The 16,091-nt window shown below is 76.4% G+C and carries 19 protein-coding genes and 1 tRNA gene; 13 read left to right on the top strand and 7 right to left on the bottom strand.

Annotated features, from left to right (window positions below):
* The first annotated feature begins 105 nt into the window (after window positions 1-105).
* Complete coding sequence (locus ACFO3M_RS02215; RefSeq protein WP_387985762.1) at window positions 106-1,926, top strand: DUF4262 domain-containing protein; 1,821 nt, start codon at window positions 106-108, stop codon at window positions 1,924-1,926.
* 200 nt (window positions 1,927-2,126) lie between these two features.
* The gene (locus tag ACFO3M_RS02210) at window positions 2,127-2,717 is read left to right on the top strand and encodes a QsdR family transcriptional regulator (RefSeq protein WP_387985759.1); all 591 of its coding nucleotides are present in this window, start codon (window positions 2,127-2,129) and stop codon (window positions 2,715-2,717) included.
* Window positions 2,718-2,721: 4 nt separating this feature from the next.
* Here ACFO3M_RS02210 and bcp read toward each other — a convergent pair whose 3' ends face one another.
* Window positions 2,722-3,204: a thioredoxin-dependent thiol peroxidase gene (bcp, locus tag ACFO3M_RS02205; RefSeq protein ID WP_387985756.1), complete on the bottom strand. Its 483-nt coding sequence runs from the start codon at window positions 3,202-3,204 to the stop codon at window positions 2,722-2,724.
* Window positions 3,205-3,252: 48 nt separating this feature from the next.
* Window positions 3,253-3,657, bottom strand: coding sequence for a YjbQ family protein (locus tag ACFO3M_RS02200; RefSeq protein WP_387985754.1), 405 nt, complete (start codon window positions 3,655-3,657; stop codon window positions 3,253-3,255).
* Between the two features lie 75 nt (window positions 3,658-3,732).
* Here ACFO3M_RS02200 and rph point away from each other — a divergent pair, with 75 nt between their 5' ends.
* From rph to ACFO3M_RS02175, 5 genes are all read left to right on the top strand, one after another.
* Complete coding sequence (gene rph, locus ACFO3M_RS02195; RefSeq protein ID WP_387985751.1) at window positions 3,733-4,455, top strand: ribonuclease PH; 723 nt, start codon at window positions 3,733-3,735, stop codon at window positions 4,453-4,455.
* On the top strand, window positions 4,452-5,063 hold the full coding sequence (gene rdgB / locus ACFO3M_RS02190) for an RdgB/HAM1 family non-canonical purine NTP pyrophosphatase (RefSeq protein ID WP_387985749.1): 612 nt from the start codon (window positions 4,452-4,454) through the stop codon (window positions 5,061-5,063). Before rph ends, rdgB begins: the two co-directional genes overlap by 4 nt.
* 121 nt (window positions 5,064-5,184) lie before the next feature.
* Complete coding sequence (locus ACFO3M_RS02185; protein WP_387985747.1) at window positions 5,185-6,237, top strand: HPP family protein; 1,053 nt, start codon at window positions 5,185-5,187, stop codon at window positions 6,235-6,237.
* Window positions 6,238-6,326: 89 nt separating this feature from the next.
* Window positions 6,327-7,529: a glycosyltransferase family 2 protein gene (locus tag ACFO3M_RS02180; RefSeq protein ID WP_387985745.1), complete on the top strand. Its 1,203-nt coding sequence runs from the start codon at window positions 6,327-6,329 to the stop codon at window positions 7,527-7,529.
* Between the two features lie 20 nt (window positions 7,530-7,549).
* Entirely contained in the window at window positions 7,550-7,711 is a 162-nt protein-coding gene (locus ACFO3M_RS02175) for a hypothetical protein (protein ID WP_387985743.1), read from the top strand.
* A 16-nt stretch (window positions 7,712-7,727) separates the two neighbouring features.
* On the opposite strand, the gene ACFO3M_RS02170 is transcribed toward ACFO3M_RS02175, so the two are convergent.
* On the bottom strand, window positions 7,728-8,690 hold the full coding sequence (locus ACFO3M_RS02170; RefSeq protein ID WP_387985741.1) for a hypothetical protein: 963 nt from the start codon (window positions 8,688-8,690) through the stop codon (window positions 7,728-7,730).
* A gap of 223 nt (window positions 8,691-8,913) precedes the next feature.
* Between ACFO3M_RS02170 and ACFO3M_RS02165 the strand changes: the two genes are divergently transcribed.
* Window positions 8,914-9,834, top strand: a complete 921-nt coding sequence (locus ACFO3M_RS02165) for a DUF6910 family protein (protein ID WP_387985738.1) — start codon at window positions 8,914-8,916, stop codon at window positions 9,832-9,834.
* 8 nt (window positions 9,835-9,842) lie between these two features.
* Here the strand turns inward: ACFO3M_RS02165 and ACFO3M_RS02160 are convergent.
* Window positions 9,843-9,923: transfer RNA gene (locus tag ACFO3M_RS02160), tRNA-Leu, on the bottom strand.
* A 102-nt stretch (window positions 9,924-10,025) separates the two neighbouring features.
* On the opposite strand from ACFO3M_RS02160, the gene ACFO3M_RS02155 reads away from it, so the two are divergent.
* Together ACFO3M_RS02155 and ACFO3M_RS02150 are read left to right on the top strand one after the other, a co-directional pair.
* Window positions 10,026-10,256, top strand: a complete 231-nt coding sequence (locus tag ACFO3M_RS02155; RefSeq protein WP_387985736.1) for a DUF3618 domain-containing protein — start codon at window positions 10,026-10,028, stop codon at window positions 10,254-10,256.
* 53 nt (window positions 10,257-10,309) lie between these two features.
* Window positions 10,310-10,762 (top strand): DUF427 domain-containing protein, encoded by a 453-nt coding sequence (locus tag ACFO3M_RS02150; RefSeq protein ID WP_387985733.1) that lies wholly within the window; start codon window positions 10,310-10,312, stop codon window positions 10,760-10,762.
* Between the two features lie 3 nt (window positions 10,763-10,765).
* On the opposite strand, the gene ACFO3M_RS02145 is transcribed toward ACFO3M_RS02150, so the two are convergent.
* Window positions 10,766-11,377, bottom strand: coding sequence for a TetR/AcrR family transcriptional regulator (locus ACFO3M_RS02145; protein ID WP_387985731.1), 612 nt, complete (start codon window positions 11,375-11,377; stop codon window positions 10,766-10,768).
* 121 nt (window positions 11,378-11,498) lie between these two features.
* On the opposite strand from ACFO3M_RS02145, the gene ACFO3M_RS02140 reads away from it, so the two are divergent.
* Complete coding sequence (locus tag ACFO3M_RS02140; RefSeq protein WP_387985729.1) at window positions 11,499-12,596, top strand: EAL domain-containing protein; 1,098 nt, start codon at window positions 11,499-11,501, stop codon at window positions 12,594-12,596.
* Here the strand turns inward: ACFO3M_RS02140 and ACFO3M_RS02135 are convergent.
* A complete protein-coding gene (locus ACFO3M_RS02135) occupies window positions 12,574-13,155 on the bottom strand; it encodes a histidine phosphatase family protein (RefSeq protein ID WP_387985727.1) in 582 nt (193 codons plus the stop codon). The two genes, ACFO3M_RS02140 and ACFO3M_RS02135, sit on opposite strands and share 23 nt — an antisense overlap.
* 129 nt (window positions 13,156-13,284) lie before the next feature.
* Here ACFO3M_RS02135 and ACFO3M_RS02130 point away from each other — a divergent pair, with 129 nt between their 5' ends.
* Window positions 13,285-14,139 carry an aldo/keto reductase gene (locus ACFO3M_RS02130; protein WP_387985725.1) on the top strand — a complete coding sequence of 285 codons (855 nt, stop codon included), beginning with the start codon at window positions 13,285-13,287 and terminating at the stop codon, window positions 14,137-14,139.
* A 54-nt stretch (window positions 14,140-14,193) separates the two neighbouring features.
* On the opposite strand, the gene ACFO3M_RS02125 is transcribed toward ACFO3M_RS02130, so the two are convergent.
* On the bottom strand, window positions 14,194-14,733 hold the full coding sequence (locus ACFO3M_RS02125) for an STAS domain-containing protein (protein ID WP_387985723.1): 540 nt from the start codon (window positions 14,731-14,733) through the stop codon (window positions 14,194-14,196).
* A 190-nt stretch (window positions 14,734-14,923) separates the two neighbouring features.
* On the opposite strand from ACFO3M_RS02125, the gene ACFO3M_RS02120 reads away from it, so the two are divergent.
* On the top strand, window positions 14,924-16,078 hold the full coding sequence (locus tag ACFO3M_RS02120) for an acyl-CoA dehydrogenase family protein (RefSeq protein ID WP_387985721.1): 1,155 nt from the start codon (window positions 14,924-14,926) through the stop codon (window positions 16,076-16,078).
* The last annotated feature ends 13 nt before the right edge of the window (window positions 16,079-16,091 follow it).

Raw genomic sequence — 16,091 nt, 5'->3', positions numbered from 1 at the left:
CCGGGGGCCGACGGTCCGGCCGCCGTCGTCCACAGGGGGGACCCGCGTCCACCACCGGGTGTGCGCGGGCGCGTCCTGTCGGTGCCGACCCGCAGGCTCCCGGGCATGACGCACGACCCGCAGACCACCGCCTGGCTCGACCAGGAGGACGCCCACCTCGCCGCCGTCATCCGCCGCGCCCGCTTCGCCGTCCAGTACGTCGGGCCGGGGGACCGTCCCGACGAGCCGGCGTTCGGCTACACCATCGGCCTGTTCGGTCTCGGCCACCCCGAGCTGGTGCTCGTCGGGCGCGGGACCTCCGCCACGCACTCCCTGCTCGACGCGGTGGCCCGCGAGGTCGTGGCCGGCCGGTCGCTGGTGCCCGGGGAGCTGCTCGAGGCCGGCCGGGAGGAGCTGGTCGTGGAGGAGTGCCCGAACCCGGGCGAGGTGCTGCTCGGCGCCAACCGCTGGTACCGGCGGCCGGCCGAGTACTCGGTGCCGGCGCACGTGCTCACCTGGGCCTCGCCCGCCGGGTGCTTCCGTGGGACCCGGACTGGGACGACGGCCGGTGCGGGCAGCCCCGCCCGGGCACGTGGACGGCCTGAGTCCGCCCTGGGAGAACGCCTCTCGTCCCGGGCGCCGGGAGGGGCCAGGATGGCCCGCGTCGCGGGATGCCGGGACGCGCCCGGCGGGCGGGAGGTGCACGTGACCGCGCGAGCCGATCGACCGTCCGGGGTGCGCGCCCACGCCCGGGTGCTGCCGACGACGGAGCACCACACGGTCACCACGCTGGAGCTCTTCTTCGACCTGGTCTTCGTCTTCGCGATCACCCAGGTCACCGCCTTCATGGCCGAGGACGTCGGCTGGCGCAGCGCGGTGCGCGGCCTGCTCGTCCTCGCGCTGCTGTGGTGGGCCTGGAGCAGCTACGCGTGGCTCGGGAACCAGGCCCGGGCCGACGAGGGCGTCGTCCGCGGTGCGCTGATCACGGTGATGGGGGCGCTGTTCCTCGTCGCGCTGTCGATCCCGGAGGCGTGGCGCGACGAGGGCGACGGGTTCAGCGCCCCGCTGGTGCTGGCCGCGTGCATCGCCGTGGTGCGTCTGGGTCACCTCGCGGTCTACCTCGTCGCGGCGGGGCAGGACGCCGGGTTGCGCCGGCAGCTGCTGCGGACCGCGGTCCCGGTCGTCCTGGCCGTCGGGCTCCTGGTGGCCGGGGCGCTGGCCGGGGGGACCGCCCAGACGCTGCTGTGGGTCCTGGCGCTGGTCGTCGACTACACCGGCGTCTACGCCTCCGGAACCGACTGGCGGTTGCCGGCGCCGCGGCACTACGCCGAGCGGCACGGCCTCATCGTGATCATCGCCCTCGGCGAGTCGATCATCGCGGTCGGCGTGGGGGTCGTCGACCTGCCGCTGACCCTGCCGATCGCGGCCGTCGCGCTCCTCGGGCTCACGGTGAGCGTGTGCCTGTGGTGGTCCTACTTCGACGTGGTCGCCCCGGTGGCGGAACGGGTGCTGGCCGGCAGGCAGGGCGTGGACCGGGTCCGGCTGGCCCGCGACTCCTACACCTACCTGCACTTCCCGATGATCGCCGGGATCATCTTCCTCGCCCTCGGGCTGAAGAAGGTCGCCGAGTACGTCGGTGACGTCGAGCACCACGACCTGACCGACCCGCTGAAGGGGACGGGCCTGTGGTCGCTCTACGCCGGCGTCGCGGTGTACCTGCTGGCGCACCTTGCCTTCCGGCTGCGCAACGTCGGGTCGGTCAACCGGCCGCGGGCCGTCGTCGCGGTGGTGCTGCTGCTCGCGCCCCTGGCCGTGGCGCCCCTGCCGGCGCTGGCGCAGCTCGCGGTGCTCGCCGCGGTCCTGGTGGCGCTGCTGAGCTTCGAGGTGGTCCGCTACGCCGACGCGCGGGCGCGGGTGCGGGCGGAGGCGGCCGCCGAGCACGGGTGACCGCCTCCGCCCGTGCCCGGCCGCCGCGCCAGGAGCGGTGCGTGGACACCGGCACCCGGCACTCGCGGTGCACCGGCCCGACCCGGCGTCCTGACGACGGGGACGGCCGCCGTGCACGCACGGTGGCCACCCTCCCGCGGGCGGGTGAGGCCGGTGCCGGGGCCGTGTCGACGCCGGACGCCCGCGCCTACGCTGCGTCCGTGATCGCGCCGCGTGAGGAGGTCGTCCGCCGGGCGGCGCGGACCCTCCTCGACGGCGAGCGGCTCGACACCACGACCCTCTCCGCCCAGCTGGGCATCTCGCGGGTGACGCTGTTCCGCCGGGTGGGCAACCGGGACGCCATCCTCGGCGAGGCGATGTGGTGGCTGGCCGAGCGCACGCTGCGTCGAGCCGCGGAGGCGCACGACGCCCGGCCCGAGGGCGCGGAGCCCGCGGCCCGGCTGCGCAGCCTGGCGATCATCGAGGACTACCGCCACGTCCTGGGCACCGCGTCGTCGCTGCGCCGCTTCATCGACGACGAGCCGACCACCGCGATGCGCGTCCTCACCGACCCGCGCGGCCGGGTGCAGCCGCGGCTGGTCGAGGCCTACACCGCGCTGTTCGAGCGCGACGTCGAGGAGCGCGGGCTGACGCCGGAGGTGCCCCTGCCGGTGCTGGCCTACGCCGTCGTCCGGCTGGGGGAGTCGTTCCTCTACTCCGACGTCATGGTCGCCCGCGACCCCGACCTCAAGGCCGCGACGACGGTCGTCGACGCGTTGGTGACCGGGGTGCTCGGCGTCCGCGGGGACTGAGCGCTCAGCCCAGGCCGAGGTCGCGGCGCAGCTTCGCCACGTGCCCGGTGGCCTTGACGTTGTAGGCGGCCCGCTCGATGCGGCCCTCGGCGTCGACGACGAAGGTCGAGCGGATGACGCCCTGCACCTCCTTGCCGTAGAGCTTCTTGGTGCCGAAGGCGCCGTAGGCGGTGAGCACGCGCTTGTCCGGGTCGGACAGCAGCGTGATGCCCAGGCCCTCCTGCTCGCGGAAGCGCTGCAGCTTCTCCGGCGGGTCGGGGGAGATGCCGATGATGTCCAGCCCGGCCTCGGCCAGCTCGCCGGCGGCGGCGGTGAAGTCGACGGCCTGGGTGGTGCAGCCCGGGGTGAGGGCGGCGGGGTAGCAGTAGACGATCACCCGGCGGCCGCGGCGGTCGGCGAGGGAGACCGGGGTGCCGTCGGCGTCGGGCAGCGTGAAGTCCGGCGCCGGGTCACCGGGCGCGAGGCGGACGGAAGCGGTCTCGGTCATGCCCGGCATGATGCCGTGCCCGCCCGGCGGGGTCGGGGAGCAGGGGCGTCAGCCGCGGAGGAACGACAGCCGCACCTGCCGCTCGGGGTTGTCGCCGTTGGGGTCGACCAGGCAGATCCGCTGCCAGGTGCCCAGCTGCAGCCGGCCGCCGAGCACCGGCACGCTCAGGTGCGGTGGCACGAACGCCGGCAGCACGTGGTCGCGCCCGTGGCCGGGGCTGCCGTGCCGGTGGCGCCAGCGGCCGTCGCGGGGCAGCAGCTCGTCGAGCTGGGCGAGCAGGTCGTCGTCGCTGCCCGCGCCGGTCTCGATGACCGCGAGCCCGGCCGTGGCGTGCGGGACGAACACGGACAGCAGGCCGTCGTCCTCCTGCCGGACGAAGTCCTCGCACTCGCCGGTCAGGTCGACCACCACCGGCTCGCCGCCGGTCCGCACCGTCCGCAGCTCCGATCGCACGTCGTCGATCGTGGCACGCCGATCGCGGCATCTCGCCGGGAGGACGGCGTGCCGGCGTCGATAGGCTCGGTGCCCGTGACCCGCCCCGACGGCCGCGCGGCCGACCAGCTCCGCCCGGTGACCATCACCCGCAACTGGCTCGACCACGCCGAGGGCTCGGTGCTCGTCGAGTTCGGCCGCACCCGCGTGCTGTGCGCGGCCAGCGTCACCGAGGGCGTGCCGCGCTGGCGGAAGGGCTCGGGCCTGGGCTGGGTCACCGCCGAGTACGCCATGCTGCCGCGCGCCACGCACACCCGGGGCGACCGTGAGTCGGTCAAGGGCCGCATCGGCGGGCGCACCCACGAGATCAGCCGGCTCATCGGCCGCTCGGTGCGCGCCTCGATCGACCTCGCGGCGCTGGGGGAGAACAGCGTCGCCATCGACTGCGACGTCCTGCAGGCCGACGGCGGCACCCGGACGGCGGCCATCACCGGCGCCTACGTCGCCCTCGCCGACGCCGTCGCGTGGCTGGCCGACCGCCGGAAGCTGGCGAAGAAGAACGCGATCGTGCAGTCGGTGGCGGCGGTCAGCGTCGGCGTGGTCGACGGCGAGCCGCGGCTGGACCTCGCCTACGAGGAGGACGTGCGCGCCGGCACCGACATGAACGTCGTCTGCACCGGCGAGGGCGGGTTCGTCGAGGTGCAGGGCACCGCCGAGGGCGCGGTGTTCGACCGGCCCACCCTCGACCGGCTGCTCGACCTCGCCGTCGCCGGGTGCGCCGAGCTCACCCGCGTCCAGCAGGAGGCGCTGCAGCGATGACCACCCGCCTGCTGCTGGCCACCCGCAACGCCGGCAAGCTCGCCGAGCTGCAGCGGCTGCTGACCGACGCCGTCCCGGGCATCGAGGTGGTCGGCCTGCGCGACGTCCCCGAGTACCCGGAGGCCCCCGAGACCGGCGCGACGTTCGCGGAGAACGCGCTGCTCAAGGCGCGCGAGGCGGTCCGGTACACGGGCCTGCCCGCGGTGGCCGACGACTCCGGTCTCGCCGTCGACGCGCTCAACGGGATGCCCGGGGTGCTCTCGGCGCGCTGGTCGGGCCGGCACGGCGACGACGCCGCCAACACCGCGCTCCTGCTCGGCCAGATCCGCGACGTCCCCGACGAGCGGCGCGGCGGGGCGTTCGTGTGCGCCGCCGCCCTGGTCACCCCGGACGGCGCGGAGTCGGTCGTCGAGCGGCAGTGGCGCGGCCGGGTGGTCCGCGAGCCGCGCGGCAGCAACGGCTTCGGCTACGACCCGGTGTTCGTCGCCGACGGCCTGGACCGCACCGCCGCCGAGCTCGAGCCCGCGGAGAAGGACGCCCGCAGCCACCGCGGGCAGGCCTTCGCCGCGCTGGTCCCGGTGATCGCGCAGACGCTCGGCGCGGCCTGACCGCCGCGCCGCGGCGGCACCTCGGCACCGCCCCGACGACGTAGGGTCCACGCCCGCGGCGGGCGGGGGCCCGCGGGAGGGGAGCCGGGTGCGCGCGGACGTCGGGGCGTGGAGGACCGGGTTGCGGCCCTCGCCGGTGGGCTACCGCCGCTCGGAGGTGGTGCGCGGCGGGCTGGGCGCACTGGCCGGCATCGCGCTGGCCGCGCTGACCGCCTCCGCGGTCCCCGGCGGGCCGGCCGGGCTGCCGTGGATCGTCGCGCCGATGGGCGCCACCGCGGTGCTGCTGTTCGCCGCGCCGGCCAGCCCGCTGGCCCAGCCCTATCCCGTGCTCGCCGGCAACACGGTGTCCACGCTGGTCGGCGTCGCGGCGGGCAAGCTGCTCGACGACGTCACGCTGGCCGCGGCGGTCGCCGTCGGCGTGGCGGTCCCGCTGATGATGGTGCTGCGCTGCGTGCACCCGCCGGGCGGCGCCTGCGCGCTGTTCACCGCGGTCGGCGGGGCGGCGGTCGCCGACCACGGCTGGGCGTTCGCGCTGTGGCCGGTCGGCGTCGACACCCTCGTGCTGCTGCTCGTGGCCGCGCTGGTGAACAACCTGACCGGCCGGCCCTACCCGCACGTGCCCGAGCCGCCGCGCACCGGGCCCGGGGCGCCGCCCAGCGAGCGGGTCGGGCTGCAGGCCGAGGACGTCGCGGCGGCGATGCAGCGGCTGGACCGCGGCCTGGACGTGCTGCCCGGCGACGTGCTGGCGCTGGTCCGCGACGCCGAGGCGCACGCCCTGGACCGCCGGCTCGGGCAGCTGCGCGTGGGCGCGCTGATGGAGCGCGACGTGCGGACCGTGCAGCCCGACGAGACGCTCTACCGCGCCCGGATGCTCATGAACCAGCACGCGGTGAAGGCCCTGCCGGTGGTCACGCCCGACCGCCGGGTCGTCGGGATCGTCACCGTCCACGACCTGTTCAACCTCGACGTCGTGGACTTCGACCCGGTCGCGAAGGTCATGACCAGCCCGGTCACCACCGTCGGCGCCGACACCCCGGTCTCCGAGCTGGTCGGGCTGATGGCCGACCGCGGGCTGCGGCACCTGCCGGTGGTCGACGCCGACGACCGGCTCGCCGGGATCGTCACCCGCGCCGAGCTCGTCGCCGTCCTGCACCGGGCGCTGGTCGGCTCCTGACCCGTACGGGTGGTCCCGCCGGCGCCGGCTGCGGGATCCGCCTCGGGCTGCCGTTGACCTCCTGACGGGCCGACGGCAGGGGGGCGGGCATGGCAGGGGACGACGGGCGTCCGGCGGCGCGGCTGGTCGTGCTGATCCCGGCGCACGACGAGGCCGCGAACATCGGGGACACCCTCGACGCGCTGCAGCGGCAGACGCGCCGTCCCGACCGCGTGGTCGTCGTCGCCGACAACTGCACCGACGACACCGCCCGGATCGCGCGCGAGCGCGGGGCCGAGGTCTACGAGACCGTCGGCAACACCGACAAGAAGGCCGGCGCCCTCAACCAGGCGATCGTGCAGCGGTTCCGCCGCACCGCCACCGCCGACCGGCGGGGCGCCTCCGACGACCCGCGGCGCGGCCCCGACCGGCGCGGGGGCGCGGCGGACGACAGTGCACCCGCCGGCCCCACACCCGACCTGCGCGACGACGACCTCGTCCTCGTGATGGACGCCGACACCGAGCTCGCGCCCGGCTTCCTCGAGGCCGCCGCGGCCAGCCTCGAGTCCTCGCCGCGGATCGGCGCCGCCGGGGGCCTGTTCTACGGGCACCCCGGGGCGGGGGTGCTCGGGCAGCTGCAGCGCAACGAGTACCTCCGGTACAGCCGCGACGTCTCGCGGACCGGCCGCGTGATGGTGCTGACCGGCACGGGCACGCTGTTCCGCGTCCGGGCGCTGCGGGAGGTCGCCGCCGCCCGCGGCACCGCGCTGCCCGGCCGGGAGGGGCAGGTCTACGACACCCTCGCGCTGACCGAGGACAACGAGCTGACCCTCGCACTCAAGACCCTGGGCTGGCGCATGACCAGCCCGGCGGCGTGCTCGGTGGTCACCGAGATCATGCCGACCTGGCGTGACCTGTGGAAGCAGCGCATGCGGTGGCAGCGCGGCGCCCTGGAGAACCTCCGGCACTACGGGCTCACCCGGGTCACGCTGCGCTACTGGGGCCAGCAGCTCGGCATCGGCCTCGGCGTCCTCGCCTTCCAGGCCTACCTGCTGCTCACCGTGCTGGTCCTCGCGCGCGACGGCGGCCTGCACCTGGACCCGTTCTGGGCCTCGGTCGGCCTGGTCTTCCTGGCCGAGCGGCTGGTGACCGTCCGCCGGGGCGGCCCGCGGGCGTTGCTGCTGGCGCTGCCCCTGGTCGTCGAACTGGTCTACGACCTGTTCATCCAGGCCGTCTTCGTCCGCTCCCTGGTGGACGTCGTCCGCCGCCGGGAGGCGACCTGGCACCACGTCGCGGTCCCCGCGGCGGGCTGACCCACCGAGAGGAGGTGCACGTGTACAGCAAGGCGGGTTACGTGACGGCCAGCGGCGTGGGCGGGTCGACCGCCCTCGCCTCCACCGGCTTCGACGCGCTGGCGGTCGTGGTCGCCGGCGTCACCCTGCTGTTCGCCGGGCTGGCGCTGCTCAAGCTGGTCCCCCGGCGGGCGAAGGACTGACGGCGGGGCGGCCGGCTCAGGCGGCCGGCTGCGCCCCGCTGTCCGCCTCGGCCTGCGGCTCGGTGCCCGACCCGGAACCCGAGCCGCCGCCGGAGCCGCCGCCGGAGCCGCTGTCGGAGTCGCTGCCGCTGTCCGGGGCGGTCCCCGGTGCCTGCGTCGACGGCTCGGCGGGCGCGGACTCCTCCGTGCCGCCGTCCGTGTCGCCGCCGGTGCCGCCCCCGGTGTCCTCGCCGGTGCCGCTGTCGGTGCCGTCGTCGGTGCCGTCGTCGCTGCCGCTCTCACCGGCGGGCGCGGACTCCTCGGGCGGGGTCGCGCTCTCCCCGGCGTCCCCGGGCGTCCCCGTGGCCGGCGCCCCGGTCGTCGGCGTGGTCGGGTCGGAGTCCGACGGCGTCAGGTCCCGCGAGGACGAGGCGTTGGACAGCTCGCCGATCGTGGTGGACGACGACGAGGTGTCGGACCCGCCGACCAGCGCCGACACCGGCTTCTGCCCGACCAGCTCGATCGCGGTGACGATCCCCATGGCCAGCACGAAGACCGCGGCCGCGTACGCCGCCACCCGCGGCCAGCGGATCCGCCTGCGCGGTGCCGGGGCCCGGCGCGGGTCCAGGTGCGCGGGCAGCTCGCGGGTCGCCGCCTCACCGGCCGCCGGCCCGGCCGCGGGCATCGCCCGGGTCGGCGCCTCGCCGGCCGCGGAGGCGGGCCGGGTCGCCAGCTGCTCGCGGGCCTTCCGCAGCTTCTCGCCGGTGCGGTTCAGGGAGGCGCTGTAGAGCGCGGAGCCGACGGTGCTGACCACGCTGACCAGCGCCGCGCCGATCACCGTGCCGGCGACTCCGAAGAACGAGGCGAGGACCGCCGCGGACACCGCGGCCAGGGCGCCGGCCGCCACCTGGGTGACGGTGAGCGAGGCGCGGGGCTTGTCGGGGACCGGCTCGGGGTCCGTACCGGGGGAGGTGCTGGTCTCGGTGCGCGGGGAGGTCATGGGCTCCGACGGGTCGTGTCCGGAGGACGGTGTGCGGGGAAGAGGACCGGCCCCGGGCACCCCGTCGTGCGGCCGGCCGGCCGATCCGAGGCTACGTCGGATGCGGCGCCCGTGCAGCGGCCCCGGACCGGCTTCAGCGTGCTGACCTGGGAAGAGACAGTTGTGTGATCCGGTCCCAGCGGTCGTCCGCGTGGGGCCGCACCGGAGCGGGCACCCCGTCCCCGTGCGCGTCGACCTCACCGCTGTCCGCGAGCTCCGCTTCGACGACGGGACGCCGGTGACCGCGGCCTCGGGCCTCGCGCCGCTGGGCGACGGCTGGCTCGTCGTCCAGGACGACGCCACGTCCGCGGCCTGGCAGCGCCCGGTCGGCGTGGTCCCGGTGCGGCTGCTGCCGCCGGTCGAGGGGCACGACCGGTTCTCCGAGGCGGCCGGGACCAAGTCCCTCAAGCCCGACCTGGAGACGGCCTGCCCGGTGGAGGCCGACGGGCGGCCCGCGGTGCTGCTGCTCGGGTCGGGGTCCACGCGGCGGCGCACCCGCGGGGTGCTGGCCGCCCTCGACGGCGACCGGCCCTCCGCCCGGGCGGCCGACCTCGGGCCGCTGTACGCCGCGGTCGGCGACCGCCTCGGGGTGCCGGACGGGCAGCGGAACCTGGAGGGCGCCGCCCGCGTGGGCGACGTCCTCCGCTGGTACCAGCGCGGCAACCGCGCCGCCGGGGTGCCGAACGCCTGCGTCGAGGTACCGCTGGCGCCGCTGGTGGCGGCCGTGCTCGGGCGCGCGGACCCCGGCTCGGTGCCGCTGGGGCCAGTGCACGCCCTCGACCTCGGCGAGGTCGCCGGCGTCGGGCTCGCCGTCACCGACGCCGTCGCCCTGCCCGACGGCCGGGAGCTGCTGTCCGCGGCCGCGGAGGACACGCCGAACGCCGTCGACGACGGCCCGGTGGTGGCCACGGCGCTGGTCCTGGCCGAGCACGGGCGGGTGCTCGACATCGCGCCGGTGCCGGAGGTGGACGGCCGGGTCGCGAAGGTCGAGGGCCTGGCGCTGCGCGGCGTGGACGGCGACCGGGTGCGCCTGCTGGCGGTGGTCGACGCCGACGACCCGGGGCTCGCCTCGCCGCAGGTCGAGCTCACCGTGAGCCTGGGCTGACCCCTGGGTGCGGGAGGCGGGAGTCGAACCCGCACGCCCGAGGGCACCAGATCCTAAGTCTGGCGTGGCTGCCGTTACACCACTCCCGCGTGGCCGCCGAGTCTAGGTCGCATCCGGGGGCGCATCGCCCGCGCGGGTGCCGCTGATCGCCGGAACGGGCCGGTCGGCGCGGTGTCTGGCAGGCTGTCGCCGTGCCTCGCGACCCTCGAGAGATCCAGCTGGAGATCGACGCCGCCCGTGAGTCGCTGGCGGCCACCCTGGACCAGTTGGCGTACCGGAGCAGCCCGACGCGGCTGCGCGCCCAGGGGCAGGCCGCCGTCGTGCGCTTCCTGCAGTCGACGGCGGGGCGCGCCACCGTCGGCGCGCTCGGCCTGCTGGTGACGCTGGTCGTCGTGCAGAAGGCCCGGCACCGCAACGACTGAGCCGCACCGTGCGCCCGCCGCGCCGCGACCCGGTCGGCCCGGGTCAGGAGTCCGTGTGGGACTACCCGCGCCCGCCGTCGGCGGAGGTGACGCCGCGCCGCGTCGTCGTCGAGCTGGGCGGGCGGGTGGTCGCGCGGACCGGCCGCGCGGTGCGGGTCTGCGAGACCAGTCACCCGCCGGTCTACTACGTGCCCCGCGAGGACGTCGCCCCCGGCGTGCTCGAGCGGGCCGCCGGGTCGTCGTGGTGCGAGTGGAAGGGGCGGGCCACCTACTGGGACGCCGTCGTCGACGGGCGGCGGTACCCGGCGGTCGGCTGGTCCTACGAGGACCCGGCCCCGGGCTACGAGCACCTGCGCGGCGCGGTGGCGTTCTACCCGAGTCGGGTGGACCGGGCGCTGGTCGACGGCGAGCAGGTGCGCGCGCAGGCGGGGGACTTCTACGGCGGCTGGATCACCGCGGACGTCGTCGGCCCGTTCAAGGGCAAGCCGGGCACGCTCGGCTGGTGAGCGTCAGCTCCGGCGGACCAGCGGGAGCACCACGGTCTCGAGCACGGCGTCGGCATAGGCCGCGTCCACCGGCTCGCGGGTGACCAGCCAGCGCTGCACGAGCAGCGCGGTGGTGGCCTCGGCGGGGATCGACTGCGGCAGCCCGGGCCCCACCTCGCCGCGCGCCTGGGCGCGGTTCCACACCTCGTCGTAGGCCCGCCGCCAGACGGCCAGCGGGCCCTCGCGGAACGCCTCGATCAGCGCCGGCTCGTGCTGCATCGCCGCGAGCAGCGAGCGGGTGGCCGCCCCGACCGGGCTGGCCATCATCTCCACCATGCGGTGCACGAGCTGGCGCAGGTCGCCCTCGAGCGACCCGGTGTCGGCGGTGACCGTCCACGCCCGGTTCAGGTCGGAGACGGTGTCGACGACGAGGTCCTGCTTGGTGCGCCAGCGGCGGTAGATGGTCGCCTTCCCGACGCCGGCCTCCGCGGCCACGGCGTCCATGGTCAGCGCGCCGTACCCGACCTCCCCGAGCAGCCGGAGGATGGCCGCGCGGATGACGTCGTCGCGGCTGGGGTCCCGTGGTCGGCCGCCGCGGCCTGTGCGCGTCGGCGGCTCGGTGATCACAGCAGCCATGCAGCGACAGTAGGGCCTCCGCGCCGCGTGCAGGCAGGTCCGCGGCGCGGCATCCTGAACGGTCGGACCTCGTCCGCGCGCCTGCCCGCCCCGGCCGGGCGGGTCGGTCATCCTGCTGCGCGTGGGGAGTCCGATCGGCGCGGCGCGGCGGCGCGAGCAGTGGCCCCTGCCCGAGGCCGCGACCCGCGTGCTGCTGGCGACCGCGGAGGAGAACGTGCTGCCCGCCGTGGCCGCCGTCGCCCGGTCGGCCGGGCTGTCGGTCTTCGCCGCCCCCGGTCTGCTCGACCTGTCCGACGAGCGCGACGGCGTCGGGGTGGAGGTCTTCTTCGACCGGCTCTCCCGCGCGCTGACCGGTGCCGAGGCCGAGGCCGTGCGGGTGGCCACCGACCCGGCCAACGAGTACACCGCGCTGACCCTCGGCCTGCTCACCGCGCCGACCCTGGCGCAGGAGCTGGCCCGCCGCGGGGTGACCGCCGAGGTCGGCGTGCTCGCCGAGGCCGAGCTGTGGTCGGCGTACCAGCCGATCGTGGCGCTGGCCGACCGCGCCGTCGTCGCCCACGAGGCGCTGCTGCGCGGCGACTCCGACGGCCGCACCGTCGACGGCGGGGACCTGTTCTTCGTCGCCGACTCCGCGGGCTGGCTGACCCGGCTGGACCGGGTCGGCCGCGAGTGCGCCATCGCCGGCGCCGCGGGCTGGCTGGGGAGCGCCGACCTGTTCGTCAACACCCGGCCCACCTCGGTGCTGCACCCCGACGCCGACCTCGCCAGCACCGTCGAGGCGCTGGAGGCCGCGGGGCTGGAGCCGGGGCAGCTGGTGCTGGAGGTGGGGGAGCGGGCCGCCGTCGCCGACCGCGGGCACCTGCTCGCCGTCCTCGAGTCCTACCGCGAGCGCGGCTGGCGGGTGGCCCTCGACGAGGTGGCCGCCGGGTGGTCCAGCCGTTCGCTGCTCGACGTCGTCCGGCCCGACGTCGTCAAGCTCGGCCGGGCGCTGGTGTCCGCGCTGCCCGACGACGGCGCCCGCGCGGTGGTGCGCACGGTGACCGAGCACGCGCACCGGCTCGGGGCGGTCGTCGTCGCGGAGGGGGTGGAGACCGAGCAGGTGGCCGCGGAGGTGGCGGCGCTGGGCGCCGACCTCGCGCAGGGCTGGCTGTTCGGCCGGCCCGCCGCGCCCGCCGGCGCCGTCGAGCCGGCGGGCCTCAGCCCAGTCCCCATCCCGTGAGCACCGGGCGCGCGTGCTCGTGCCCGAGCACGCCGTAGGCGCCGGCCGGCAGCGCGAACAGCGCTCCCGCGGCGGGCTCGAGGCCCAGCCAGCGCGCGGTGAGGACCCGCAGCACGTGCCCGTGCGCGACGAGGGCGACGTCGCCGTCGTCGAGCCGGGCCCGCGCCCGGTCCAGCACCCGGTCCACCCGCTCGCCGACCTGCTCGAGGGTCTCGCCGGGGGTCTCGCCCGCCACCACCGGGTCGCGCCAGACCGACCACTCGCGGCCGAGCTCCTCGCTGATCTCGGCGGTGGTGCGGCCCTCGTAGCCGCCGTAGTCGAGCTCGACGAGGTCCTCGTCGACGGCGGTGGCGGTCAGCCCGGCCAGCTCGGCGGTGCGCCGGGCGCGCTGCCGGGGACTCGTCCACACCTCGACGACGTGCCGCTCGGCCAGCGCCGGGGCCAGGGAGCGGGCCCGCTCCTCGCCCTCGGGCAGCAGCGGCAGGTCGGTCACGCCGGTGTGCTGGCCGCTCTTGCTCCACTCGGTCGCGCCGTGCCGCAGCACCAGGATCTCGCCCATCGCCGTCCTCTCGCTCGCCGTGTCGCCGGTCACACCGCCGGCGCGCCGGGAAGACCGGCGCGGACCGCCGTGCTGGCGGGGTGCGGGACCCCGGGCAACCGGCCCGGGGCACACGCACCGGGAGGGTCCATGACCGCCACCGCACCTGCCGACACCTTCGCCATCGGCGGCGACCTCACCGTCCACCGGCTCGGCTACGGCGCCATGCAGCTGCCCGGCCCGGGCGTCTGGGGCGAGCCGGCCGACCGCGACGCCGCTCTCCGGGTGGTCCGCGCCGCCGTCGAGCAGGGCGTCGACCTCATCGACACCGCCGACTCCTACGGGCCGTTCGTCAGCGAGCAGGTCATCGCCGAGGCGCTGCACCCGTACCCGGAGGGCCTGGTCATCGCCACCAAGGCCGGCCTGACCCGCCAGGGCCCGGGCATCTGGACGCCGGTCGGGCGCCCGGCCTACCTCAAGCAGCAGGTCGAGCTGTCGCTGCGCCACCTGCGGGTGGAGCGCATCGACCTCATCCAGCTGCACCGCATCGACGCCGAGGTGCCGCTGGCCGACCAGCTCGGCGCGTTCAAGGAGCTGCAGGACGAGGGCAAGGTCCGCCACATCGGCGTCTCCGAGGTCTCGGTCGAGGAGCTGCAGGCGGCGCGCGAGATCGTCGACGTCGTCAGCGTCCAGAACCTCTACAACCTGACCAACCGGCAGTCGCAGGACGTCCTGGACCACGCCACCGCCCACGGGATCGCGTTCATCCCGTGGTTCCCGATCGCGACCGGCGACCTCGCCGCCCCGCACAGCCCGGTGGCCGACATCGCCCGCGAGCTGGACGCCACCCCGGCGCAGGTCGCGCTGGCCTGGCTGCTGCAGAAGTCCCCGGTGGTGCTGCCCATCCCCGGCACGAAGTCGGTGGACCACCTCACCGAGAACATGGGCGCGGCGCGGCTGACGCTCTCCGACGAGGACATGGCCCGCCTGGACGCCCTGGCGTAGGCACTGCCCGGTCGTGCCCCGGTCCGCCGCGTGCGGGCCGGGGCACGCGCGCGTTCAGCGCCAGCGGTCCAGCGGGACGGGGACACGGCGGCGGGACGCCCCGGCCGGTCCCCGCACCGGGTGTGCCGCAGCCCGCGGCCGGGGGGCCTCCTCGGGCGCCGGGGCCGGCAGGCCCGCCGCCGCGAGCAGCGACCCGACGGGGAGGGGCTGCGTGGGGCGCGGGTCGGTTCCGGACTCCGGGGCCGGCCGCGGCAGGGGGCGTACCGGGTCGGCGCCGGTGAGCGGGCCGTCGAGCTCGAGGACGCCGGCGAGGCCGGCCTCGGCCACCTGGCGCCGGGTGGCCGCGGGCGCGCCGACCACCCGGCACCGCCGGCCGGCGGCGCTGAGGGTGTCGCTGAAGCCGGCGAGGGTCCGCAGCGCCGCGCGGTCGTGGAAGCGGGCGCCGGCCACGTCGACGACGACGCTGGGGGTGCCGTGCTCGGCGGCGCGGGTCAGGCCCGCGGCCAGGCGGGGGAGGGTCGGGCGGCCGGCGTCGCCGGTCAGGCGGACGACGACCTGGCCCGGTGCGGGCACGACGGCGACGGAGAGGTGCACGAGGGCTCCCGGGGGGAGGACACGGCGCCGCTGGTTCGGGTGCCGTCCGTGACGCTAGTGCCGCTGACCGTGACCGGCAACGGGGTGTGTCCGGACGACGACGTTCCGTTCGCGCGTGTCCGTAACACCGTCGGTGCGGTGTTGCACCCCCGGCTCGTCGGGAGGCCGCCCGGGGCGGCACCATGGGGCCGTGGACGCCGAGGACTTCACGCAGATCCGGGACGCGGTTCGCCAGCTGGTGCGGGAGGTGGTCGTCCCGCGCGAGGAGGAGATCGACCTCGACGACCGCATTCCCGAGGAGCTGCGCGGCGCGGCGGCGGAGATGGGCCTGTTCGGCTACGCGCTGCCCGAGGAGTACGGCGGCCTGGGCGTCTCCATGAGCGAGGACGTCGAGCTGGCGTTCGAGTTCGGCTACACGACGCCGGCCTTCCGGTCGCTGTTCGGCACGAACAACGGCATCGCGGGGCAGGTGATCGCGAAGTTCGGCAGCGAGGAGCAGAAGAAGGCCTACCTGCCGCGGCTGGCCGCGGGCGAGCTGATCGGCTCCTTCGCGCTCACCGAGGCCGAGGCCGGCTCCGACCCCGCGGGCCTGCGCACCAGCGCCCGCCGCGACGGCGACGGCTGGGTCCTCAACGGCGTCAAGCGCTACATCACCAACGCCCCGCTGGCCGACCTGTTCGTCGTCTTCGCCCGGACCGACCCGGAGGAGAAGGGCGGCCGCGGGATCTCCAGCTTCGTCGTCGACGCCGGGGCGCCCGGCGTCACGCTCGGCCCCAAGGACAGGAAGATGGGGCAGTCCGGGGCGTGGACCTCGGAGGTGTTCTTCGACGACGTCCACGTGCCGGCCGACGCGCTGATCGGTGAGGAGGGGCGCGGCTACTCGAAGGCGCTCACCGTGCTGTCCCGCGGCCGGCTGCACATCGCGGCGCTGTGCGTGGGGATGGCGCAGCGGGTGCTCGACGAGTCGGTCGCCTACGCCGCCACCGCCAAGCAGGGCGGCGCCCCGATCGGCCGGTTCCAGCTGGTGCAGGCGCTGATCGCCGACATGCACGCCGAGACCCTGGCGGGGAGGGCGATGGTCCGCGAGGTCGCCGCCCGCTACGACTCCGGCGAGGACACCTCGATCGGCCCCTCGTCGGCGAAGCTGTGGTGCAGCGAGATGGTCGGCCGGGCGACCGACCGCGCCGTCCAGGTGCACGGCGGGCTGGGCTACCTGCGGACCACGCCGGTCGAGCGCTTCTACCGCGACGCCCGCCTCTACCGGCTGTACGAGGGCACCAGCGAGGTGCAGCGGGTCATCGTCGGCGGCGGGCTGCTGCGCGCGGCCGGCATGCCGCGTGGCTGACGAGGGACCCTCC

Origin of the sequence: Geodermatophilus arenarius (assembly GCF_042654585.1) — a bacterium.
GTDB lineage: Bacteria > Actinomycetota > Actinomycetes > Mycobacteriales > Geodermatophilaceae > Geodermatophilus > Geodermatophilus arenarius.
The sequence above is the reverse complement of the archived record's forward strand: the minus strand, read 5'-3'. Positions and strand labels throughout refer to the sequence as shown.

Excerpts from the sequence above, each read along its gene's own strand:
- ACFO3M_RS02145 (WP_387985731.1), bottom strand. The coding sequence starts at position 11,377 with ATGGCTGCTGTGATCACCGAGCCGCCGACGCGCACAGGCCGCGGCGGC.
- ACFO3M_RS02215 (WP_387985762.1), top strand. The coding sequence starts at position 106 with ATGACGCACGACCCGCAGACCACCGCCTGGCTCGACCAGGAGGACGCC.
- ACFO3M_RS02135 (WP_387985727.1), bottom strand. The coding sequence starts at position 13,155 with ATGGGCGAGATCCTGGTGCTGCGGCACGGCGCGACCGAGTGGAGCAAG.
- bcp (WP_387985756.1), bottom strand. The coding sequence starts at position 3,204 with ATGACCGAGACCGCTTCCGTCCGCCTCGCGCCCGGTGACCCGGCGCCG.
- rdgB (WP_387985749.1), top strand. The coding sequence starts at position 4,452 with ATGACCACCCGCCTGCTGCTGGCCACCCGCAACGCCGGCAAGCTCGCC.
- ACFO3M_RS02170 (WP_387985741.1), bottom strand. The coding sequence starts at position 8,690 with ATGACCTCCCCGCGCACCGAGACCAGCACCTCCCCCGGTACGGACCCC.
- ACFO3M_RS02180 (WP_387985745.1), top strand. The coding sequence starts at position 6,327 with ATGGCAGGGGACGACGGGCGTCCGGCGGCGCGGCTGGTCGTGCTGATC.
- ACFO3M_RS02130 (WP_387985725.1), top strand. The coding sequence starts at position 13,285 with ATGACCGCCACCGCACCTGCCGACACCTTCGCCATCGGCGGCGACCTC.